Annotated in this window: 19 protein-coding genes and 1 pseudogene; 15 read left to right on the top strand and 5 right to left on the bottom strand. The window is 64.0% G+C overall.

Features of this window, described 5'->3' with window-relative positions; genetic code table 11:
- Window positions 1-104: 104 nt before the first annotated feature.
- The gene (locus K289_RS0103200) at window positions 105-905 is read left to right on the top strand and encodes an SDR family NAD(P)-dependent oxidoreductase (RefSeq protein ID WP_027550148.1); all 801 of its coding nucleotides are present in this window, start codon (window positions 105-107) and stop codon (window positions 903-905) included.
- A gap of 238 nt (window positions 906-1,143) precedes the next feature.
- Here the strand turns inward: K289_RS0103200 and K289_RS0103195 are convergent, their stop codons facing one another.
- The gene (locus tag K289_RS0103195; RefSeq protein WP_035683853.1) at window positions 1,144-2,472 is read right to left on the bottom strand and encodes a sorbosone dehydrogenase family protein; all 1,329 of its coding nucleotides are present in this window, start codon (window positions 2,470-2,472) and stop codon (window positions 1,144-1,146) included.
- A 242-nt stretch (window positions 2,473-2,714) separates the two neighbouring features.
- On the opposite strand from K289_RS0103195, the gene K289_RS0103190 reads away from it, so the two are divergent.
- The 5 genes from K289_RS0103190 (at window position 2,715) to K289_RS0103170 (ending at window position 7,310) form a co-directional block, all read left to right on the top strand.
- Complete coding sequence (locus K289_RS0103190) at window positions 2,715-3,908, top strand: urate hydroxylase PuuD (protein WP_027550146.1); 1,194 nt, start codon at window positions 2,715-2,717, stop codon at window positions 3,906-3,908.
- Between the two features lie 158 nt (window positions 3,909-4,066).
- On the top strand, window positions 4,067-4,924 hold the full coding sequence (locus K289_RS0103185; RefSeq protein WP_027550145.1) for a VOC family protein: 858 nt from the start codon (window positions 4,067-4,069) through the stop codon (window positions 4,922-4,924).
- 79 nt (window positions 4,925-5,003) lie between these two features.
- Complete coding sequence (locus K289_RS0103180; RefSeq protein ID WP_027550144.1) at window positions 5,004-5,279, top strand: hypothetical protein; 276 nt, start codon at window positions 5,004-5,006, stop codon at window positions 5,277-5,279.
- Between the two features lie 449 nt (window positions 5,280-5,728).
- Entirely contained in the window at window positions 5,729-6,694 is a 966-nt protein-coding gene (locus K289_RS0103175) for a lytic transglycosylase domain-containing protein (protein WP_027550143.1), read from the top strand.
- 148 nt (window positions 6,695-6,842) lie between these two features.
- On the top strand, window positions 6,843-7,310 hold the full coding sequence (locus tag K289_RS0103170; protein WP_027550142.1) for an NUDIX domain-containing protein: 468 nt from the start codon (window positions 6,843-6,845) through the stop codon (window positions 7,308-7,310).
- A gap of 36 nt (window positions 7,311-7,346) precedes the next feature.
- Here K289_RS0103170 and K289_RS0103165 read toward each other — a convergent pair whose 3' ends face one another.
- The 3 genes from K289_RS0103165 to K289_RS0103155 are packed head-to-tail and all read right to left on the bottom strand — an operon-like array spanning window position 7,347 to window position 10,303.
- On the bottom strand, window positions 7,347-7,730 hold the full coding sequence (locus K289_RS0103165) for a cupin domain-containing protein (RefSeq protein WP_051310475.1): 384 nt from the start codon (window positions 7,728-7,730) through the stop codon (window positions 7,347-7,349).
- Between the two features lie 20 nt (window positions 7,731-7,750).
- Window positions 7,751-8,455, bottom strand: a complete 705-nt coding sequence (locus K289_RS0103160) for an SDR family oxidoreductase (RefSeq protein WP_027550140.1) — start codon at window positions 8,453-8,455, stop codon at window positions 7,751-7,753.
- A 48-nt stretch (window positions 8,456-8,503) separates the two neighbouring features.
- A complete protein-coding gene (locus tag K289_RS0103155) occupies window positions 8,504-10,303 on the bottom strand; it encodes a thiamine pyrophosphate-binding protein (RefSeq protein ID WP_027550139.1) in 1,800 nt (599 codons plus the stop codon).
- A gap of 223 nt (window positions 10,304-10,526) precedes the next feature.
- On the opposite strand from K289_RS0103155, the gene K289_RS47660 reads away from it, so the two are divergent.
- The 4 genes from K289_RS47660 to K289_RS0103130 all read left to right on the top strand — a co-directional run bounded on the left by K289_RS47660 (window position 10,527) and on the right by K289_RS0103130 (window position 16,322).
- Window positions 10,527-11,438 (top strand): IclR family transcriptional regulator, encoded by a 912-nt coding sequence (locus K289_RS47660; RefSeq protein WP_051310474.1) that lies wholly within the window; start codon window positions 10,527-10,529, stop codon window positions 11,436-11,438.
- Window positions 11,439-11,579: 141 nt separating this feature from the next.
- Window positions 11,580-12,824: an ABC transporter substrate-binding protein gene (locus K289_RS0103140; RefSeq protein ID WP_027550138.1), complete on the top strand. Its 1,245-nt coding sequence runs from the start codon at window positions 11,580-11,582 to the stop codon at window positions 12,822-12,824.
- 85 nt (window positions 12,825-12,909) lie between these two features.
- Window positions 12,910-13,785 (top strand): branched-chain amino acid ABC transporter permease, encoded by an 876-nt coding sequence (locus tag K289_RS0103135; protein ID WP_027550137.1) that lies wholly within the window; start codon window positions 12,910-12,912, stop codon window positions 13,783-13,785.
- Complete coding sequence (locus K289_RS0103130) at window positions 13,782-16,322, top strand: branched-chain amino acid ABC transporter ATP-binding protein/permease (protein WP_027550136.1); 2,541 nt, start codon at window positions 13,782-13,784, stop codon at window positions 16,320-16,322. Before K289_RS0103135 ends, K289_RS0103130 begins: the two co-directional genes overlap by 4 nt.
- 225 nt (window positions 16,323-16,547) lie before the next feature.
- On the opposite strand, the gene K289_RS0103125 is transcribed toward K289_RS0103130, so the two are convergent.
- Window positions 16,548-17,531 (bottom strand): tripartite tricarboxylate transporter substrate binding protein, encoded by a 984-nt coding sequence (locus K289_RS0103125; RefSeq protein ID WP_027550135.1) that lies wholly within the window; start codon window positions 17,529-17,531, stop codon window positions 16,548-16,550.
- Window positions 17,532-17,977: 446 nt separating this feature from the next.
- Between K289_RS0103125 and K289_RS0103115 the strand changes: the two genes are divergently transcribed.
- The 5 genes and pseudogenes from K289_RS0103115 to K289_RS0103090 form a co-directional block, all read left to right on the top strand.
- Complete coding sequence (locus K289_RS0103115) at window positions 17,978-18,637, top strand: hypothetical protein (RefSeq protein ID WP_027550134.1); 660 nt, start codon at window positions 17,978-17,980, stop codon at window positions 18,635-18,637.
- Entirely contained in the window at window positions 18,634-18,903 is a 270-nt protein-coding gene (locus K289_RS0103110; RefSeq protein WP_027550133.1) for an HGGxSTG domain-containing protein, read from the top strand. The genes K289_RS0103115 and K289_RS0103110 overlap by 4 nt, the downstream gene beginning before the upstream one ends.
- Window positions 18,900-20,207, top strand: coding sequence for a hypothetical protein (locus tag K289_RS0103105; protein ID WP_156917772.1), 1,308 nt, complete (start codon window positions 18,900-18,902; stop codon window positions 20,205-20,207). The genes K289_RS0103110 and K289_RS0103105 overlap by 4 nt, the downstream gene beginning before the upstream one ends.
- A gap of 451 nt (window positions 20,208-20,658) precedes the next feature.
- The gene (locus K289_RS43805; RefSeq protein WP_051310473.1) at window positions 20,659-21,132 is read left to right on the top strand and encodes a cupin domain-containing protein; all 474 of its coding nucleotides are present in this window, start codon (window positions 20,659-20,661) and stop codon (window positions 21,130-21,132) included.
- Between the two features lie 127 nt (window positions 21,133-21,259).
- Window positions 21,260-21,495: pseudogene (locus K289_RS0103090) on the top strand (IS110 family transposase); the annotation flags it as partial.

Here is a 21,495-nt window from a genome sequence, read left to right as displayed (position 1 = left end):
TCGGGCGGGAGGGCGTGCATCCGGCGCGACCATCACGTGAGACGATCGCTCTTCTGCCGCGATCTGCCCGTGCTATCGTGATGAAAAAGCAGGGAGAAAACGTCATGCGCTTGAGGGACAAGGTCGCCATCGTGGTTGGGGCTGGACAGAGTCCCGGCGAAGCCATGGGCAATGGCCGTGCCACCGCCCTCACCTTCGCGCGTGAGGGCGCCAGGGTGCTGTGTGTCGATCATCATCTCGAGTCGGCCCAGGAGACCGTCGCGATGATCGCTGCGACGCAGGGCATCGCCGCGGCCTTCAAGGCCGACGTCACCAAGTCAGCCGACATCAAGGCGATGGTGGCCGACGCGCAGGCGCGCTGGGGCCGGATCGACGTGCTGCACAACAATGTCGGCGTGAGCCTTTCCGGGGGCGATGCCGAACTGCTTCAGTTGACCGAGGAGGCATTCGACCGCGTCGTCGCCATCAATTTGAAGAGCTGCATTCTGGCGGCAAAGGAGGTGATCCCGATCATGCGCGCGCAGAGAAGCGGCGCGATCATCAACATCTCCTCGATGGCCGCGATCACGAGCTATCCTTACGTCGCCTACAAGGCGACGAAGTCGGCGATGATCGCCTTCACCGAACAGCTCGCCTATCAGAACGCCGAATATGGCATCCGCGCCAACGTCATCCTGCCGGGTCTGATGAACACGCCGATGGCAGTCGATACCCGCGCCCGCGAATGGCACAGGACCCGCGCCGAGGTCGAAGCCGAGCGCGACTGCAAGGTGCCACTGCGCAAGAAGATGGGAACAGGATGGGACGTCGCCAATGCCGCGCTGTTCCTGGCGTCGGATGAGGCGAACTTCATCACCGGCGTAACGCTGCCGGTGGATGGCGGAGCGAGTGTGCGAAGGGGGTAAGTCTTCTCCCTCTCCCCGTTCTTACGGGGAGACGGTCGGGGTGAGGGGCTGCCTCCACAATGGCGGTGACAGTTGGACTAGCGGAGAGCCCCCTCACCCGGATCGCGTCTTGCGATGCGACATAGCCGAAGCTTCGCTTCGACGGTCTTAGAGACGGCCGCCAAAGGCGGCCTTTGCCTCTGCCCGCAGGCGGGGAGAGGCGAAAAGCGAAAGCGCTCGCTTAGCGCGACTTCGGTCGCTAGTGTGTCACTCTCCAGATCGTGCCGTTGCCGTCTTCCGAGATCAGCAGCGCGCCATCCTTCGCCACCGCGACTCCAACCGGTCGCCCCCACACTTCGCGATCATCGACGACGAAGCCGGTGACGAAATCCTCGTACTCACCCGTCGGATTGCCGTCCTTCATCCTGATGCGGATCACCTTGTAGCCGGTGCGCTTCGATCTGTTCCAGGAGCCGTGCTCGGCGGCGAAGGCGTCGCCCTGATACTCCGATGGAAACTGCGTGCCCTGGTAGAAGGTCATGCCGAGGGAGGCCGAGTGCGGCTGCACCAGCACGTCGGGGACCGTCACCTTGTCCTTGAGGTCCGGCCGCGCGCCGGCGTGGCGCGGGTCCTCGTTGCCGCCGATATAGAACCACGGCCAGCCGTAGAAGGCGCCTTCCTTCACGCTCGTCACGTAGTCGGGCGCGAGATCGTCGCCGAGGCCATCGCGCTCGTTGGTCGAGCACCAGGGCAGTCCGGTCTGCGGCTGGATCGCGAGGCCAACGCAGTTGCGGATGCCGGTGGCGTAGATCTTCCGCTCCTTGCCATCCGGATTGAAGGCAAGCACCGCGGCGCGCTCGGTCTCGCTCGCCCAGGCCGCGCCCAGCGGCTGCGTGCGCGACCAGGCCGCCATTCCGCCTGGCGGAGTGCCCATGCCTTCTGCGACATTGCTGAGCGATCCGACCGACACCAGCATGCGCTTGTTGTCCGGCGTGAACACGATGTCGCGGGTGGAATGGCCGCCATCATGCGGCAGGCTCGCCACGATGATCTCAGGCTTGCCACGCGCCTTGAGATCGCCGGCCTGGTAGGGAAAGCGGACCACGCCGTCGGTGTTGGCGACATAGACCCATTGCGGATTGTCGCCATTGGGAAAGAACGCGATGCCGAACGGCTGCTTCAGCCCGCCGGCAAAAACCTCGTTGGTTGCAACCTTGCCACCGCCCTCGCCGGCGCGCAGCACGCGGACGGTGCCGGCCCGCGTCTCCGCAACGAAGAGATCGCCATTGGGCGCCACGCGAATGATGCGCGGTCCGCGCAGCCCGTCAGCAAACAGCTCGATCTTGAAGCCGGACGACACCTTCGGGAACGCTTCCGGCGAACGCGTCACCACGTGCGGAAAACGCGCAGCCGACGGCGTAGCGCCGGGCCTCGCAAGATCCTGCGGACGGATCAGCCTGACCGTGCCGGGCTTGTCCGATTGCCAATTGCCATAGGCCTCCTTGCCTTGCAGCACCGGCTCGGCTTGCGCACCAGTCGCGGCGACAAGCAACCCCGCGGACACAGCGGCGGACCAGATCTTCTTCACGTCGCCTTCCTCCCGGCTGGTTGCTGCCAATTCTATGACTGCCAAGGCTATGACCGCCAAGTCTATGACTGCCAAGTCTATGACTGCCACGTCTTACGTCAGCTCATGCCCGCACGATGTGCAACAGCGTACGCCCATCGTACTGGAAAATGCCGCTGATCGGTGCGACACATTGTAAGGGCGCGGCCGCCTGTCGCGGTCATCAAAGCTGCGGCATCGATGCCGCAACTATCGGGGTGATCATGTGGGGATCCATCATATCGGAATGGGCGAGCCTGCTCTTGCGCTGGCTGCACGTGGTGGCCGCGATCGCCTGGATCGGCAGCTCCTTCTACTTCATCCATCTCGATCTCAGCCTGAGGCCAAGGGCTGAGCTGCCGGATGGCGTGCAGGGCGAGGCGTGGCAGGTCCATGGCGGCGGTTTCTACCGGATCATGAAATATCTGGTGGCCCCACAGCAGATGCCGGAGGAACTCACCTGGTTCAAATGGGAAGCCTACACCACCTGGCTCTCCGGCTTCGCGCTGATGGTGGTGGTCTATTATCTCGATGCAGACCTGTTCCTGGTCGACAAGTCGATCCTCGATCTGACGCCGGCCGAGGCCGGGCTGTTCAGCTTCTGCAGCCTCGCCCTGGCGTGGGCGCTCTATGAGATCGCCTGCCGCACCGGACTTGCGCAGCGCGAGCTCGGTTTTGCCATCGGCGGCTATCTGTTCCTGGTCGGGCTGACCTATGCCTTCACGCACGTCCTGAGCGGCCGCGGCGCCTTCAACCAGATCGGGGCCATCATCGGCACCATCATGGTCGCCAACGTCTTCGCAGTGATCATCCCGAACCAGAAAAAAATCGTAGCCGGCCTGATCGCGGGCCAGGCGCCCGATCCGAAGCTCGGCAAGGCCAGCAAGGAGCGCTCGGTCCACAACAACTATCTGACGCTGCCGGTCGTGGTGCTGATGATCAGCAACCACTATCCCCTGCTCTACGCCACCCGCTTCAACTGGATCATCGTCGCGATCGTGCTGGCGCTGGGGCCGGTGATCCGCCACTTCTTCAACGCGCGGCATGCCGGGCGCAAATCGCCGTGGTGGGTGTGGGGCGTGACAGCGGTCGGCGTCATCGCGATCGGCCTCCTCTCCGCGGCCGGCCCGCGCGAAGTCAAGAATGGCGCACTTTCGGCGCAGCCGACGCTCGCCAATGTCGAGGATATCGTGATGTCCCGCTGCAGCATGTGCCACGCGGCCGAGCCGGTCTGGGCCGGCATCGCGACCGCGCCGAAGGGTATCCTGCTCGACGGCAGCGAGCACATCCAGCGCAACATCCGCCTGATCGGCCGCGTGGCGGCATGGTCCAATGCGATGCCGCCGGGCAACATCACGGAGATGACCAATGAGGAGCGCGCGATTCTCGCTGCCTATATCGACGCGCAGGATCGTTGACGCCGTCCATTGCAACGCGTCGACGCGACGTTTTGCGGAAGGAAATTGCGCATCCGCCGGCGATTTCAAAATGACTCGCGCGTCCATCCAGCGTAGATAGATGCTACGGCCGCTCGTGCGGTCCGTCAGCCAATTCGACATGCCGGGGAAAAATCGCAGTGGCCCTCAAGAACGTCATCGGTATAGATCACGCCGTAGTCATGGTGAAGGACCTCGACGCAGCCGCCGACAACTACAGGCGGCTCGGCTTCACCGTGTCGCCGCGCGGCACCCACAGCGCGCATATGGGAACGGGCAACTACACCATCATGTTCGACCCCGACTATATGGAGCTGCTCGGCGTGCTCGCTGCGACCGAACACAATGCGCCCGCGCGCGCCTTCCTCGACAAGCGCGGCGAAGGCATCGAGCGCATCGCCTTCACCGCAGTCGATTCCTCCGCCGGCGCGGAGGAGATCCGCGCACGCGGCCTCACGCCGATTGGTCCGACCGATTTCGAACGGCCGGTCACGCTGCCGAACGGCACGGTCTCAGCGGCAAAATTCCGCACCTTCATGTGGCCGACCGAGGAGGCACCCGGCGGCGTGCGCATCTTCGCCTGCCAGCACAAGACCCGCGAGACCGTGTGGATCCCCGAACTGATGACGCACGCCAATGCGGCCAAGCGCATCAAGCAGGTGTTGATCGCAACGCCCGAGCCCGTGAAGGAGGCATCGCATCTGTCGCATCTGATCGATCGCGAGCCGAAGACGGAAGCCGACGGCGCCGTCACCGTGCCCTCCGGCCGCGATCGTGGCGATTTCGTCTATTTGACGCTGGATCAGCTCGGCAAGCGCTATCCCGGTGTGCCGCTCGCAGGTCTCTCCGAGCGCGGCGGCGCGGCGCTGGTGCTCGTCAGCGGCGACCTCGCCGCGACCGAGGAGGCGTTGGGTTCGGTAGCGTTGCGCAGCGGGGCCGCGATCTGCGTGCCGCCAGCGAAGGCCAACGGCACGCTGCTCGCCTTCATTGCCAGCTGATTTGAACTAATTCTTTAACAAGCGTTTACCCGGCGGCCCTAGGATTTGCGGCAGTTCACGCCGCCCTGGGGCCAAGCGCATGTTTAGAGAAGGCTCGCCGATCGCCTATGACGCGCCGGCCGAATTGAAGAAGTGGCCGTCGCTGAAGGGACAGAGGCAGAAGGACAGAGGTCCGCCCTATCTCGTCTACAACGGCACGCTCGCCGAATGCGTCCGCGAGCTCATGGCGAAGCCGATCAAGGGCATCTCGCTCTACGACATCATGACGAGGCCGCAATCAGCCTTCGACCAGACCGTGCTGTCGCCGGGCGACGCCGCCGAGATCGCAATGCGCAAGGATTTTCCGAAGGACTAGCCGGCCTCAATTCGACACGCGCCTCGCTGCCCGCTGCTTCAGCGAGGACGGGCGTACGCGCTTGCGATCGCTTTGCCGGAAGCGATGCGGCCCTGCTTTCAGCGTGATCGAGAGGCACTGAAGTCTCGCTACCGATGCGTTGAGCTTGTCTGCGCTGCTTCGGACGCACAGCGTCGTTCACCGCTGTTGCCTCGGGACTTCCCGCGACCGCGGGATGGGTCAGCCAGAGCGCAATCAGCGGCGAACATCCATCTCCGATCCATCTCAATTCATTCCGCAATCCACGGAACAGATCCGTTTCGGGAACACGTAATGGCATTTCGGGAACACCGTAGTAACACCGAAGGAACCGCAGAGATCGCAGCTTTGCCGCAATCGGCCGGTTAAGAAGTCCTTATCGCCGGCGCATCGCCGGCCGTATCATCTCACAGTTCGAGGTTGCACCAGCAATGCGATTTGTCATCGCGGCTTGCGCCGCGTTTCTCGTTCTGATGTGCGACCTCGATCCGTCGGCATCCGGGCAGACATCGACGTTCGCGCCCACCGTTCGCCAGAACGACCAGACTTCTCCACTTGTTCCGGTCGTCGATCTCTTCCTCGCGAGCGTGCAAGCCATCGAGCTCGCGAATGCGCGCGCGGCACATGAGCCGGTGATTGAGCCGGCCCCGCAAGCCGAGCCGGTGGAGCAGGCTCCGCCATCACCAATGGATCAATTCTGCCACGCGCTCAGGCAAGCCGCCGAAAGCAGCGGCATTCCGGTGCCGTTCTTCGCGCGCCTGATCTGGCAGGAGAGCCACTTCAACGCAAACGAGGTGAGCCAGGCGGGCGCAAAGGGCGTCGCGCAGTTCATGCCGGAGACGGCTGCCGAGGTCGGGCTGGACGATCCCTTCGATCCCATGAAGGCCTTGCCCGCATCGGCAAAGTTTCTGCGCAAGCTTCGTGACGATTTCGGCAATCTAGGCCTCGCCGCAGCCGCCTACAATGCGGGCCCGGGGCGCATCCAGAAGTGGCTCGCCAAGGAGAGCGAGCTGCCGCGCGAGACACGCGACTATGTCCGGATCATCACCGGCACCAAGGCCGAGGATTGGACCGAGCGCTCCGAGGCGCTTGCGATCCGGATCGACCTGCCGCGCGAGGCACCGTGCGAAGGCGTCGGCAGCCTGTCCAAGACAAAGGACCTCACCTGGGTTCCCGTGAACCTGACACCCGCGATCATCACCATCATCAGCAAGGCCGAAGCCGCGCAGGTGGCAGCACGGCTGACAGCAAGTCGCGCGCGCAAGCGGTTCGCGTCCCTTCTCAAGAAGAATACTTCGGCCCACGGCAAGGCGCGCAGCATGATCGCGGCGCATGCCACCAAGGGCGCGAAGGCACGCGCCATTCGCGTCGCATCGCGCGAGCGATCCTCGAGCTGATACGCAGAACAGGAAGCCGCTTTGTCGAGCGGCTTTCGAGAATTTGCGGCTTCGCGCAGCCGTCCTTGCCGCGGTGGATTGCCCGGAGCACGTTTTCCCGGCCATACTTGTTCCCGGCCATACTCTCCGATCGAACCCGGAACCTGCGATGCCATCGAAGAGCGCTGGAATCGTCGTCTATCGGATGCGGCCCGACATCGAGGTCCTTCTCGTTCATCCCGGCGGCCCGTTCTGGCGCAACAAGGATCGCGGCGCCTGGTCGATCCCGAAAGGCGAATTTGCGGACGGAGAGGACGCCGAGGCCACCGCGCGACGGGAGTTTGCCGAGGAGCTTGGACTGGAGCTGATGGTGCCGCTGATCGCACTGGGCCAGATCAGGCAACGCGGCGGCAAGGTCGTCACGGCCTTTGCTGCCGAGATCGACATCGATACGCGCAACATTCGCAGCAACACGTTCCAGATCGAATGGCCGCCGCGCAGCGGCAAACGGCAAGACTTTCCCGAGGTCGACCGCGCCGAATTCTTCGCGCTTGAAGAGGCAGGCGAGAAAATCAACGAAGGTCAGCGTCCGCTGCTCGCCCGGCTGGCGCAGCTGGTCGGCGGCGGCTCCAGTTAGCTCGCCGCAACCGCCACACGCGGTGCGGTATGCCGCTCAGAGCGGCTTCTCGTCGTCGGTCACCGGCGAGGTGACCACCAGGAACACGAGATCGGTCAGGCCGGAATTCGCGATCGCATGCTCGACGCCGGGCGGCAGGAAGACCACGTCATGCTTGCGCACGACGTGATTTTTGCCCGCGATCTCCATCAGCCCCTCGCCTTCGAGCACGTGATAGACCTGCTCCTGCACCTTGTGATGATGCCGCGCCACATAGGCCATTGGCTGGTACATCGAGATGCGATAGTCGATGCGGCGCGAGCCAGCGGTCTCCGGCATCACCAGAGGTTTTGACAGCGCGCCGCCGAAATGGTTCGCGAATTCGCGCCACGGCACTTCGGCGATGTTGCGGATGAAGGCGCCGTTGCTTTCCTCGGCCATGATCGTGGTCCTTTCGCGTCTCAATTCACCAGCGCGCCGCCGTCGATGTAAACGATCGAGCCGGTAGCGAAGCCGTTGGTCATAAAGCCTGCGATCTGCTGGGCGATATCTTCGGCCATGCCGACGCGTCCGACTGGAAGCGCCGCGGCGGTCTTGGCCAGCATCTCGCGCCGCGCTTCTTGCGGCATCGCGGCGCGGATCGGCGTGTCGATCACGCCAGGCGAAACCGCGTTGACGCGCACCGGCGCAAGCTCGAGGGCCAGTGCCCGCGCGAGTGACTCCAGCGCGCCATTCGCGGCACTGATGATCGCCGAGTTCGGCCGCGGCCGGACGCTGAGGAAGCCGGTGACCAGCGTGAGCGAGCCGCCCGGCCGGATCACGGCCTCGCGCGCCACGCGCCAGGCCCCCCAGAACTTGCCCTCCATCGTGGCGCGCACGTCGTCCATCGCGACCGTCTTGAACGGCCCGGTGCGAAGCTGCGCCGCCGTCAGCACGACGTGGTCGACGGGGCCGGTGCGGCGAAACAGCTCGGCGACGCTCTCGTCGCTGGTGACATCAGCCGGGATCGCCGTCACCTTCAGCCGCTCGGCGACCCGATCAAGCTTTGCGGCGCTGCGCGAGGCGATGACGACCTCCCCGCCTTGCGTCTTGGCAAGCTCCGCCGTGGCAAGGCCGATGCCTGAGGAGCCGCCGACCACGACGACCTTCTTGCCTGCGAGCGTCATAACTGTCTCCTCGATATCTTCTTGATTGGTGATTTTCGGACTGCGCGGTCAGCCCGGCTGGAAACGCTTGCCTATACCGGCCTTGCTCTGGCCAAGGCCCGGCAGCTCCCAGACGCCTGCTCCGGCCGGATTGACGTCGGCGGCGATGTCGACGTCGATCAGGTACGGCTTGTTGGCGGCGATTCCCTTGCGGATCGCTTCGCCAATGTCGCCGGCGCGATCGACCCGCACGCCTTCGACGCCGCAGGAGCGCGCCATCGCCGCAAAATCGGGATTGTAGCGCTCGCCCGTCTCGGGATGCTTGAAGTCGGTCGCGAGCTCGCGCCCACCGAGATAGCCGCGCTGAAGCCCACGGATCGACGCGTAGGCGTAATTGTTCCAGACCACCCAGACCACGGGCAGATTGTACTCCACCGCCGTGCCCAGCACGTTGGCGTGCATGAAGAAGGCACCGTCGCCGCACACCGACACGCAGGGACGATCGGGCGCAGCAAATTTTGCGCCCATCACGCCGGCGACGCCAAAGCCCATCGGGCCAAAGCCCATCGAGCCGATCAGTGAATCCGGCCGCTTCGGCTTGCAGAACCCGAGCAACCAGTTGTGGTGCACGCCGATGTCGGACACGAGAATCGCATTCTCCGGCAGCGCCTTGTCGATCTCGGCGGCCGCACGCTGCGGGTTGATCGGCGTGGTGTCGTCGGAGAAGCCGGGCGCAACGAACTTGTCCCATTCCTTGCGATATCCATCGATCTGCGCCAGCCATTTCTTGCGCGCATCGGACTTCCTGAAGAGGTTGTCGCGGCGATCGAGCTCGGCATGCACCTGCCGCAGGAAGGTGCGCACGTCAGCCATCAGCCCGAGCGCGACGGGATAGTTGCGGCCGATCTCCTCGGGATCGATGTCGACATGGATCAGCCTGGTCGGCGGGATCGTGAAGGAGTAGCCGGGAATCCACGAGCTCGAGGTGCGGTCATCGAAGCGAACGCCGAGCGCGAGCAACACGTCGGCCTGGCGCGTGGCGTGATTGGCCTGATAGTGCCCCGCGCGCGCCACGAGGCCGAGCGCCAACGGATGGTTGACATCGAGCGCGCCGAGACCGCTAGCAGAGGCCGCGACCGGAATCTGAAGCCGCTCGGCGAGCTTGCGCAGCTCATCAGCCGCGCCGCCATAGCGCACGCCCTGCCCGACCAGCATCACCGGCCGCTCCGCCGAGAGCAGCATGTCGACCGCTTTCTCGACGCCATCAGGGTCGGCACCGCAGCGACTCGAGATGTTCGCGTTCCACTCGATCGCCTTCGGCGCTTCTTCGGCGGCCGATTCCATGAAAACGTCGAAGGGCACGTCGACCACCACGGGGCCGGGACGTCCGGTGATCATGGTCTTCCAGGCCTGCCGCACCGCGAGCGGCACCATTTCGCCGCGCGTCGGCTGAAACACCTTCTTGCAGATCGAGCGCACCGTGGAGGGAAAGTCGGCCTGATGGTGCCGATACATCTCCTGGAACGCGCCGCGGTTGAACTGGCTGGTCGGCACATTGCCGGTGATCGCCATGAACGGCACGGAGTCGAGAAAAGCGTTGGCAAGCGAGATCGGCAAATTGGCCGAGCCCGGGCCGCAGGACGTGAAGGTCGCCGTCGGCTTGCCCGAGACGCGGTAGTAGACGTCGGCCATGAAGCCGGCGACGCTCTCATGATGCACGGAGATCGTCTTGATCTCGGAGGACCGCTCATACAGCGCGTCGATGAACTGGATGTTGCCGTGGCCGCAGAGGCCGAACACCTGCGGCACTTTCTCCTGGATCAGATAGTCGACAATGACCTGGGCGCCATTGAGCATGTTTCGCGACATCAACCCGTCTCCCTTCGGCCCGACGACTTCTTATGTACCGATGCGGGGAACGCGGCCGGTCATCACTGGGCCGCGGGCACCCTATTTCTCATAATGCTGTACGTCAATTTATATTGTGATAGTCTCTTTCCAGAGGAAACGCGGGCTCGGCTCCGACGCTTGCGTGGTTGCGTGCTAGTGTCGGGCATCGAGTCACGACGGATTGCCAGAGGGGGACCGTTCCTTGAGATCGCGTACCAAGGCCAGCACCAGCGAGAAAGCGGCGAGCCCGCGCAAGGCCGCGGTCGCCAAACTGGTCCCCGCACCCCGGGCCAATGGCGACGACGAAGCCGAGGAGAAGCAACGCGGCGGCGGCGTTCAGTCGCTCGGACGCGCCTTCTCGATCCTCGAAGAGGTGGCGCGTCATCGCGAAGGAATTGGACTTGCGGAATTGAGCAAGCTCGTCGGCCTGCACAACTCGACGACTTTCCATCTTGCGAAGACGCTGGTCTCGCTCGGCTACCTCCGCCAGGAGAAGGACAACAAGCGCTATCGCATCGGCCGGCCGCTGTTCGCGCTCGCCGCCAGCGCACTCGACGAGATCGAGATGGTCAATGTCGCAACGCCCGTGCTGGAGGAACTGTCGCGCCAGACCAGCGAAAGCAGCCATTTTGCCGTGCGCATGGGCGATGCCGTGATCGTCATCGCCCGCACCAGCGGCCCCGGCGCGTTTCAACTGACCGACCGCGTCGGCGTGGTGCGGCCGGCCCATTGTACCGCGCTCGGCAAGATCATCCTGGCTGCGCTCAGGCCCGAGCAGCTCAAGCGGTTCCTCGATCACGCTGAACTGAAGCCGTCGACGCCAAAATCGATCACTGATGCGGGCGTACTGATGCGCGAGATTGCCGAGGTGCAGCGCACCGGGGTCGCCTTCGACGATGGCGAGTTCAATCCGGAAGTGCGCTGCGTCGCCGTCCCCGTGACCGATTTCACCGGGCAGGTGATCGGCGCGCTCGGCATTTCCGGGCCGATCTGGCGGCTCTCCAACCAGGCGCTGCACGCAAGCGCGCAGGTCGTGCAGGCCGCGGCGGGCCGCCTGTCGGCCGAATTCGGCGCCAAAGGCGCGGCGCACAAGGCGCTCACGCAAAAGGTCTGAGGCGCGCGCAAGCGGCGATTTTGCCGGTTGACACCGGCAACCTCGTTCGGGATTATCCTCCAGCATTAGAAAAACGTCTCTCACAATATCGGATGTCCGATCTTGAAGGGAGGCACGCGATGCACCCGGGAGGAGACAGACATGATCCGCTACCGCCGACGGACGTTGTTAAAGGCGGGCGCAGCCTTCGTAGGCGCGTCCGCACTTGGGTTTCCATCGATCGTGAAGGCCCAGGCCGAGAAGATCCGGATCGGGCATCTGACGCCGCTGACCGGCTTTCTCGGCGTGATCGGCAGCTACGCGCAGCTCGGCGTGAAGCTCGCGGCGGAAGAGGTCAACCAGTCCGGCGGCGTTCTCGGCAAGCAGATCGACCTGCTCTCGGAAGACTCGATCAATCCCGCAACCGCCGCCACCAAGGCGCAGCGCATGCTGGAGCAGGACGGCGCGGTGGTGCTGCTCGGCGAGATCTCCTCGGCCTCCTCGCTTACCATCATGCAGGTCGCCGAGCGCAACAAGAAGGTGTTCTTCTCGACCGGCGCGCGCTCGGATGCGCTGCGCGGCAAGAACTGCAACAAGTACTCCTTCCACTGCGATATCCCGAACACCGTGATGGTCAACGCGGTCGGCACCGCGCTGTCGCAGAAGGGCATGGTGAGGGGCAAGAAGTTCTTCACGCTGACGGCCGACTACATCTTCGGCCATGACCTGTTGAAGGCGGCGAAAGGGTTCTTCGGTTCACACGACGCCAACCTGATCGGCGACGAGCTGATCGCGATCGACGTCACCGATTTCAGCCCGTATCTTCTGAAAGTGCGGCAGGCCAAGCCCGACGTGGTCTGCTGCAACCTCGCCGGCAACCAGGTCACCAATCTCGTCAAGCAATATGCCGAGTTCGGCCTGCCCTATCCGCTGGTCGGCTTCAACCTCAACACCGGCGATGCCTGGGCGGCCGGCGCCGGCAATCTCAGCGGCACCTGGCCGACGGTGTGGTATCACACGCTGAACAATCCGGCGTCGCAGGCCTTCGTCGCGGCCTTCACCAAGAAATACGGCAAGCCGCCGGAGAATCACGCCTGGATCGAATATGTGACGCTCAAGCTGCTGGCAGAGGCGATCAACACCACCAAGTCGACCGCGAGCGACGAGCTGATCGCCTATTTCGAGAAGCAGACGCAGTTCGACATCATGAAGGCGCGCAAGGCCTATTTCCGCTCCTGGGATCACCAGATGGTGCAAGAGGCCTATCCGTTCACCGTGAAGCCGAAGGACCAGATGAAGGACCAGTGGGACATGCTGGTGCTGGGCGAAGCGGTGCCGGCCGCAAACGATCCGCTGGAATCGATCTATCCGACCAGGGAACAGAACCCCTGCGAGATGAAGGCCTGACGCGCACGCGCGCGGCAAAGCCGATTGGCGGTCAGCGGCGCCGGCACGAACGCCGGCGCCGTTTTGCCACAGCGATGGACGCAACATGCAGTTCGAGTTCTTGCTGGAACAGGTGGTGAATGGCCTCGTGCTCGGAGGCTATTACCTTCTCATCGCGCTTGGGCTGTCGCTGATCTTTTCCGTCGGCGGCATCGTCAATCTCGCGCATGGCGCCTTCTACGCGCTCGGCGCCTATGTCTTCGTCGAGCTGGTGAAGCATCTCGGCTTCGGCGCCTCCGTGGTGATCTCGCCGCTCGCGGTCGCCCTGCTCGGCATCCTCTTTGAGCGCTTCATCCTGCGCCGCTTCTACACGGCCGACCCGATCCTCAGCCTGCTCGTGACCTTTGGCCTTGCGATGGTCGCGGAGCAGGCGATTCGCATGATCTGGGGCGCCGCACCGGTGTCGACCGAGATCCCGCAAAGCTTCCGCGGCTCGGTAATCCTCGGCGACTTCCTGTTCTCGCGCTACCGCCTGCTGATCCTCGCGGTGGTCGCCATCGTGCTGGTCGCGGTCTGGCTGTTGCTGCACAAGACCTCGTTCGGACGCGTGGTGCGCGCCGGCATCCAGCGGCCGGACATGGTCGCCGCGCTCGGCATCCGCCTGCAGCCCTACATGACCGCGATCGTCATGCTCGGCGTCGGCATGGCCGCACTCGGCGGCGCCTTCTTCGCGCCGATCACGACCGTCCATCCGGCGATGGGCGCGGACATCATGACGGTCGCCTTCGTCGTCGTCGTGATCGGCGGGCTGGGCAGCTTCTGGGGCGTCGTCATCGCCGCTCTCCTCGTCGGCGTCGTGCGCGGCATCGCCATTCATTTCGAGCCGGCAGCCGGTGAGGCCTCGATCTACATCCTGATGTTCCTGGTGCTGCTGGTCCGCCCGCGCGGCCTGCTCGGCGAACGCATCGAGAAGTTCGAATGACCCGTGCCTCGACCATCGACCGACTGAGGCCGCTGCTGATCGCGACTGCGGCGGTCATTGCGCTGCCGTTCGTGCTCAGAGCATTCGGCCTATCCGTGAACACCGGCACCTGGATCGTCGGACTGGCGATCGCGACCATGGGGCTCAACCTCTGCATCGGCTATACCGGCCTCGTCTCGTTCGGCCACAGCGCCTGGTTCGGCATCGGCGCCTACGCCGCCGGCCTGATCCAGCTGCGCTTCCTCCCCGGCGATATCTGGCTGCCACTGCTGTTCTCGATGGTCGTCGTCGCGATCGCGTCGAGCGCGATCGGCATGCTGATCCTGCGCCGGCGCGGCGTGTACTTCTCGCTCCTGACGCTCGCGCTGGCCGCGCTCGTCTACACCACCGCCTTCCGCTGGACGAGCCTGACCGGCGGCGAGGACGGCCTCGGCGGGCTGAAGCGCGGCGATATCGGCCCCATGGGCCTCGACGGCGCGCTCAACTATTATGCGGTGGTCGCTATGATCGGGCTCGTCGTGCTCTATGTCCTCATGCGCCTCGTGCGCTCGCCGTTTGGGCATGTGCTGGTGGCGATCCGCGAGAACCAATTGCGCGCGAGCTTTCAGGGCTATCCGGTCGAGCGGTACAAGCTCGCGGTGTTCGTGATCTCTGCCGTCATCACAGGCCTTGCCGGCGCGCTGATCGCGTTCCTGAACTATCTCGTCTCGGCCGAAGCCGTCTCGGTGCCGTTCGCCGGCGAGCTTCTGGCGATGGTCGTCATCGGCGGCATGCGCAGTCTGCTGGGACCTGCGCTCGGCGCGCTGTTCTTCATCCTGTTCCGCGAACTGTTCTCGATCTGGACGTCGGACTGGCTGTTCTGGTTCGGCCTCACCTTCGTGGCCTTCGTGATGTATTCGCCCGGCGGCCTCGTCGGGATCGGTTCGCTGATCATGCGCCGCTTCCATCCCGCCGCGGAAGAGTCCGCCGCCATGAGCCGGCGCAGGATCTATGACGGCCTGCCGCTGCCCGACTTTTTGCGGCCGGAGGCGCCAAGAGGCACTGTGCTCGAGGTCGGCACCGTCTCCAAGAAGTTCGGCGGCATCCGCGCGGTCGAGAATGCGAGCATCAATGTCGCCGCCGGCGAGATCCACGCGCTGATCGGACCGAACGGCGCCGGCAAGACCACGCTGTTCAACCTGGTCTCCGGCCTCTACGCGCCCGATCAAGGCACCATCCGCCTCAACGGCCGCGACATCGCCGGCGTGCCGGCGAATTTGATCTGCCATCAGGGACTGGCGCGCTCGTTCCAGATCACCAACCTGTTTCGCGGCCTGACCATCTACGAAAATCTGCGCCTGTCGCTACAGGCGCGGCGGACGATGCGCTTCAACATCTGGAACGACATCGACGCGTATGAAGAGATCCACGCCGAGACCGCGGCGCTGATCAAGTTCCTCGGCCTCGAAGGCATCGAGGCCATCGAGGGCGGCGAGCTCTCCTATGGCGGGCAGCGGCTGGTCGATCTCGGCATCGCGCTCGGCTCCAAGCCGCAGGTGCTGCTGCTCGACGAGCCGCTTGCGGGCCTTGCCGCGGCCGAGCGCGAGCGGGTGTCCAACCTTGTCAAGAACATCGCCGCCAACATTCCCGTGCTGATCGTCGAGCACGACATCGACCGCGTGCTCGGCTTCTCACAAATCGTCACCGTGATGAATCAGGGTGAGGTGCTGATGTCGGACTGCCCCAAGGCGGTGCGGGCCGATCTGCGCGTGCAGGAGATCTACACCGGCAAGGGCATCCCCGCCGTCGAGCATCAGCGCAGCGGCGAGACCGTGGGCGTGCGCGCCACCGTGCTACGCCTCGATCGCGTCAACACCTTCTACGGCAAGAGCCACATCCTCAGCGACGCCGCGCTCGACGTGCGCGAAGGCGAGATCGTCGCGCTGCTGGGGCGCAACGGCGCCGGCAAGTCGACGCTGCTGAAGACCATCGCCGGCCTCGTGCCGGCGGCAAGCGGCAGCATCAGCTATCGCGGCGACGACATCGCAAGCCTCCCCGCGCCCGACATCGCGCGCCGCGGCATCGGCTATGTGCCGCAGGGACGCGGCCTGTTCGCCGGCATGACCGTGCGCGAAAACCTCGCGCTCGGCCGCCTCGCGCGCAAGACCGACGGCCGCGGCGGCGTGGTCTGGGACGAGGAGCAGATCCTGCACTATTTTCCGCGCCTGAAGGAGCGCATGAACGTCGCGGCCGACTATCTCTCCGGCGGCGAGCAGCAGATGGTTGCGGTCGCTCGTGCGATGTCAGGCAATGTCCGCCTGCTGCTGCTCGACGAGCCCTTCGAGGGCCTTGCGCCGGCCGTCACGCTGGAGCTGTTCAAGGTGTTCGACCAGCTCCGCCGGCACATGTCGATCGTGATCGTCGAACACAATCTCGACCTCGTGCTGGCGCTCGCCGACCGCGTCTTCGCGCTGGAGCGCGGCGCCGTGTTCCACCAGGGACCAGCGGCACCGCTGCTCAATGATCTCGGCTATCGCAAGCAGATCCTGTGGCTGTGACCGAAACAGGTGCGTTCCCTCTCCCGCTTGCGGGAGAGGGCTGGGGAGAGGGTGTCTCCGCAACGGGACAATCCTCAAGCGGAAAGAACCCTCACCCGGCGCTACGCCAGAGCCGAGGCTTCGCCTCGGCCTCTCTTAGAGGAACAGCCCCCGAAGGCGGCCTATACCTCTCCCGCAAGCGGGAGAGGTACAGCGGAGCCTGCCGCTCCATCATGCACAAGCCCCCTACTCCGACTTGATGTTCGCCGCCGCAACGACCTCGGCAAGCTCCCTGGTCTCTTTCCCGATCTTCGCTGCATAGTCGGCCGGGCTCAGCACGGACACGACGCCTTGCGTCCCCAGACGCTCCTGCAACACCGGATCGCTGGCGGCCGCGACGATCTCCCGATGCAGCGTCTCGATGATCGGCGCAGGCGTCGCCTTCGGCAGGAAGAATCCGACCCAGAAGCTGATGTCGAAACCCGGATAGCCGGCTTCCGCGACGGTCGGCACGTCCGGCAGCGACGGCAACCGCTCGGCCGAGGATACCGCGAGCGCGCGCAGCTTTCCGGCCCTGACCAGCGGCACGGCGGAGAGCGGATCGAACACCGCCAGCACCTCCTGCGCAAGGATGGCCACCTCGGACGCCGAACCGCCGCGATAGGGCACGTGGATCATCTTGATGCCGGCGCGCTGGCTCAAGAGCTCCATCGCGAGATGCGCGAGGTTGCCGTTGCCGCCCGAGCCGTAAGCGAGCTCGCCAGGCGCCGCCTTCGCCGCGGCAACGAGATCGGCCACGGTCCTGATGTTGGCGGTCTTCGGGTTCTCGGGGTTGACCACCAGCACGAGCGGCGCCGACACGACGGTGGTGAGCGGCGCGAAGTCTCGCTGCGGCTCATAGCGAATATCCTTGAACAGCGTCGGATTGAGCGTGATCGTCGATGAGTTGCAGGCGAGGATCGTCTGTCCGTCGGGATCGGCGTGCGCCACCACCTCGGCGGCGATCATGCCGTTGGCCCCTGCCCGGTTCTCGACCACGAAGGGCTGCCCGAGCTTGTTGCCGAGCCGGTCGCCGATGATGCGTGCCACCACATCGACCGGACCACCCGCGCTGAACCCGACCATGACCTTGACCGGACGCGCCGGATACTTTTGCGCATGGGCCTCGGTCGGTAGCGCGGGAATGCATAATGCGGCGATGACAGCCAGCAGACGACCCGTTCGTTGCATGTCGTTCTCTCCCCGGACATCGGCGCCACTTGTGCGGTGTTGATGCGACGCATTCGGGGACATGATTATCGCGCGCGAGGCTTTCCGCAATCGCGTTTGCACATGCCGCGACACGCATCAATTCCACCGCGCGGTAAGTGACGGACAGGCCGGGAGGCCAGAGCTCCAAGCAAAACCTGAAAAACAACCCCATGCAAAGTAGCGGGTGGCTGCCTGTGCGAAGCCGCGCGCCTCGTAAACCCGTTTGACACGTCGGGCAAAACAGGCGCACGATTGTATCATTGCTGCAAGCCGTGAAGCGCCCCTGCCCGTCCCGGCCACGGGCGCTTCGACATGATTGCGCGCACGCCCCCCTCATCGATCTCCGAAGCCAACAACGCGCCGGTGCGCGCGACGGCCATGCGCGCGTGCATGCCGTCGCCTGCACGGCCAAAGGAAACACCGACATGACAACATCTCCGAACGCCACCATAACAGCCGCGGTCACGGCAAACGATCGCACCGCCATCGCGGCGACCCCGAAGATAAAACTCTCCCGCCGAAAAATTTCGATCGACCATCCGGATCAGGAAGCCGGCGAACGGCTTCTGGCTGACGCGCTCGGCGCCGTCGACCGCGACGCGCTGCAGGGCATCCTGAAGCAACTGGTGAGGGCCAGCACGATTGGCCAAAACCCCGACAAGGCCAATCTCGCCTTCATGATCTCGATGATGAAGAGCATCGGCCCAAAGGATTCCATCGAGGCCATGCTGGCGGCGCAGATGGTGTCCGTGCACGTGACGGCGATGCGATGCGCCTATCGTCTCGCCTGCGCCGACGACATCCCGCGCCAGGACAGCGCCGCCCGCGCGCTCGGCCGGCTCATGCGCGTCTTTCCGGCCCAGGTCGAGGCGCTGAGCCGCTATCGCAACAACGGCGAGCGGGCGATCACCGTGCAGAACCTGTCGGTGCAGGACGGCGGCAAGGCGATCGTGGGGAACGTGACGCAGCATGCGAGGGTGATCGTAGGTGAGCCGGACCCAGCGGACGCAGCGATGCTTTCCACGCGTGACGCCAGCAAACGGGAGCACGAACAAACCGAGGTCCAGCAAGGCGCCGCTGCATGAGCGGCGGCCACGCCCCCAACACGGGCCCAATGCTGGCAAGCCCGCGCTGCGGCGCGAGGACCCGCAGCGGCCTCGCCTGCCGCGCACCGGCCGTGCAGGACAAGACGCGCTGCCGCATGCACGGCGGCGCCGAGGGATGCGGTGCGCCAAGGGGAAATCGGAATGCGCGGAAGCATGGGCTGTTCACGACGGAGGCGATCGCCGAGCGGAGGCAGATGCGGGCATTGCTGGATGAAGCGCGAAAGCTGCTGAGAGAACTGACGTGATTTTCCGGAGAAACTTCGGCTCAAGGCAAGCAGGCGAAGACTGCAGAGTTTTGGTTCGCTCCTCGCGCCTCCCAAGGGTTGAGATCGATACGACTGGTAAGCGTCGCTGCAGCGCGTTCGCCTCTTCAGCTTTTTATTCGCACTGTTGCCAAGCGATCACAGCATTCGTCTCCATCAGGAGTACCCTCTCGTGGGGTTCTTGCAATTTGTGGGGGAAGATCCAGTCCGGCCTCGGCCATACGAGGAGGGAGCAGATGGCTGTGAAATCCTGGTGGAGTGTCTTGTCAACTGGAGTCGCTGCGCTGCTCGGCAGCATCATCGGAGGCGGTACACCTGCGATCGCGGCCTCCGACAACAACCCAAGAACATACGCGGGAGACTACCAGGGCGGATCGCTTCCGATCGGGACCTTCATTGCGTTCCAGTACGGAAGCTTTGCGCATGCCGATGCCTTCGTCGATCCCACCGGACACGTGCTGCCGAACTCGCACGCCAATACCTGGGTAGAGTTTACGCGCGTGACGTATTTTGGCGAGCTCGCGGATCATCCCTTCGTGATCGAGGCAGACCTGCCATTTGCGACACTGACGGATGTGAATATCCCGGGCACCAACAACCGCGTTGCTGGGGGACTCGTCGACCCGGTGTTTCACATGACCTATTTCTTCATCTCCGACGCGAAGGTCCAGCGCTGGTTCGGACTCACGAATTTTCTCTGGCTGCCGCTCGGGCGCAGCTTCGACAACAGAAGTGCGGTGAATGTCTCGACACCGGGGCAGCTCACCGATACCCCTCAGTTCGGCTACACCGAGGGACTTGGCAAGATTTCGCCAAGTCTCAATGGGATGTTTTTCGATCTGATCGCCAATGCGTCGTTCCACGGCAACGGCAACAGTCCTCTCGAGGTGGTCAATCCGCCTGGCGCCCCGCTCCCCGGAGTCTTGAGATACGATGCGTTGACGCAGCGGCCGTCGTACGACGTCAAGGCCTTCCTGCGTTACAATCCGAGCACGTTCCTATTTGCCGCCGTCGGCATAGAGAAGTCCTGGGGTGGCGAGCAAATAGCCACAAACGGCAGATTTGTCCCCGCCGGACTGCCGCTCACGATACCTCAGCCCGATATGTCGCTCGGCCGAGATGACTTCTTGAGGGGCCATTTCCAATTTCAAATCCCGCTCGCTCAGGATTTTACCATAGCCGGTGACGTGTTTCACGATTTCCAGGCGAAGGGCGGGTTCAGGGAGAACATCGGGGTCGAAGTCCGCCTGGCCAAATTCTTCTTTCCGCCATCGCGCGCGAATTGAGGCCCCTTTGACTGGATCGATGTAGTCGAAGGCTGGATCAGCCGCCACCGGCGCAATATGTCGCGAAGGGCCGGGAGCAGACTTCGCACCTGACCCGGGCATGTCTCAAGCGCCCTGAGCACATAAATAGCCCTCAGGTCTGTTTCATCTTGCTGATGGTAGACTCGGGCACCCCCGCAAAATTGTTCGCCAGCAAGTGACTGGCCAGCTGAATTTCCAGGTGCTGAAGTCCTAGCATCAGTCCGCTGTGGGCATTCCGGATGCACGGCGGCGAAGTGGTGACCTTCACCCAGTCAGTCCTGACAGATGATGGCGCATGCTTGCCTCAATGCGACCGGAGGTGGTAGATCTATTTGCCCGAGAGTTCTCGTGAGCAATTGTGCCGCGAACTACGGTGCGGACTCATTAACGCGAAGCCATAGCCTGATCCAGGCCCAGGGAAAATTGAGACATGACGTACGCAATTTCCACAAGGCTGGCACCTTCATTGATTGGCCTTGCGACTGCGGCGTTTCTCACGCTGAGTGGGTCGGTGCCGGCTTTTACCCAGGATGCAGTTGTCGCAACGCTTCCTCAGGACATTCATTTCAAGGGACCCGACGGGGCGGTGGGGATCGCTGTCCTATATGGCGACCCGAAAAAAGCGGAAGTGTTTTCGGAACGGGTGAGAATCCCAGCTGGCTTCAAGATCATGCCGCATTGGCACGGTGAGACACGAACGGCCGTCGTTTTGTCCGGCACATTTTATTACGCGAACGGTGACCAGTGGGATGAAAGTAAATTCAAGGCATACCCGCCCGGCTCGTTCTTGATCGAGCCAGCGAAAATCTCTCATTACGCGATGGCAAAGGACGGCGAGGTGGTTCTTCAAGCGATGGCTGTCGGTCCGGCCAGCACCACCAGGATTGAACAAGCGAAGAAGTAGATTAGCGGTTGCGCACACGCCTCAGCCTGAAAGTTCGCTACTGATGCTGTGGACGGCTCCTCCACCGGCACGAGAGTGCCAAGGAGTGGGCGCCGTTTGAGGCTCCCACGATTCGGAGGAGCAGCCTATGCAGTCAATTTCGACGATCGGTCTGGATATTGCGAAGTCGGTCTTCCAAGTACACGGCGTTGATGCAGCCTGCCAAGTGGTCGTACGCCGTCAGTTGAGGCGCCGGCACGTCTTGGCATTTTTCCAGAAGCTGCCGCCATGCCTGGTGGGGATCGAGGCGTGCGCCTCATCGCACCACTGGTCCCGCGAGCTGCAGGCGCTGGGGCATACGGTGCGGTTGATGCCGCCGGCCTA

This window comes from Bradyrhizobium sp. Cp5.3, assembly GCF_000426265.1.
Lineage (GTDB): Bacteria > Pseudomonadota > Alphaproteobacteria > Rhizobiales > Xanthobacteraceae > Bradyrhizobium > Bradyrhizobium neotropicale.
The sequence above is the reverse complement of the archived record's forward strand: the minus strand, read 5'-3'. Positions and strand labels throughout refer to the sequence as shown.

Coding starts and splice junctions, on each gene's coding strand:
- K289_RS0103180 (WP_027550144.1), top strand. CDS start 5,004: ATGTTTAGAGAAGGCTCGCCGATCGCCTATGACGCGCCGGCCGAATTG.
- K289_RS0103135 (WP_027550137.1), top strand. CDS start 12,910: ATGCAGTTCGAGTTCTTGCTGGAACAGGTGGTGAATGGCCTCGTGCTC.
- K289_RS0103155 (WP_027550139.1), bottom strand. CDS start 10,303: ATGTCGCGAAACATGCTCAATGGCGCCCAGGTCATTGTCGACTATCTG.
- K289_RS0103160 (WP_027550140.1), bottom strand. CDS start 8,455: ATGACGCTCGCAGGCAAGAAGGTCGTCGTGGTCGGCGGCTCCTCAGGC.
- K289_RS0103190 (WP_027550146.1), top strand. CDS start 2,715: ATGTGGGGATCCATCATATCGGAATGGGCGAGCCTGCTCTTGCGCTGG.
- K289_RS43805 (WP_051310473.1), top strand. CDS start 20,659: ATGACGTACGCAATTTCCACAAGGCTGGCACCTTCATTGATTGGCCTT.
- K289_RS0103130 (WP_027550136.1), top strand. CDS start 13,782: ATGACCCGTGCCTCGACCATCGACCGACTGAGGCCGCTGCTGATCGCG.
- K289_RS0103115 (WP_027550134.1), top strand. CDS start 17,978: ATGACAACATCTCCGAACGCCACCATAACAGCCGCGGTCACGGCAAAC.
- K289_RS0103200 (WP_027550148.1), top strand. CDS start 105: ATGCGCTTGAGGGACAAGGTCGCCATCGTGGTTGGGGCTGGACAGAGT.
- K289_RS0103170 (WP_027550142.1), top strand. CDS start 6,843: ATGCCATCGAAGAGCGCTGGAATCGTCGTCTATCGGATGCGGCCCGAC.
- K289_RS0103140 (WP_027550138.1), top strand. CDS start 11,580: ATGATCCGCTACCGCCGACGGACGTTGTTAAAGGCGGGCGCAGCCTTC.
- K289_RS0103125 (WP_027550135.1), bottom strand. CDS start 17,531: ATGCAACGAACGGGTCGTCTGCTGGCTGTCATCGCCGCATTATGCATT.
- K289_RS0103165 (WP_051310475.1), bottom strand. CDS start 7,730: ATGGCCGAGGAAAGCAACGGCGCCTTCATCCGCAACATCGCCGAAGTG.
- K289_RS0103175 (WP_027550143.1), top strand. CDS start 5,729: ATGCGATTTGTCATCGCGGCTTGCGCCGCGTTTCTCGTTCTGATGTGC.
- K289_RS0103110 (WP_027550133.1), top strand. CDS start 18,634: ATGAGCGGCGGCCACGCCCCCAACACGGGCCCAATGCTGGCAAGCCCG.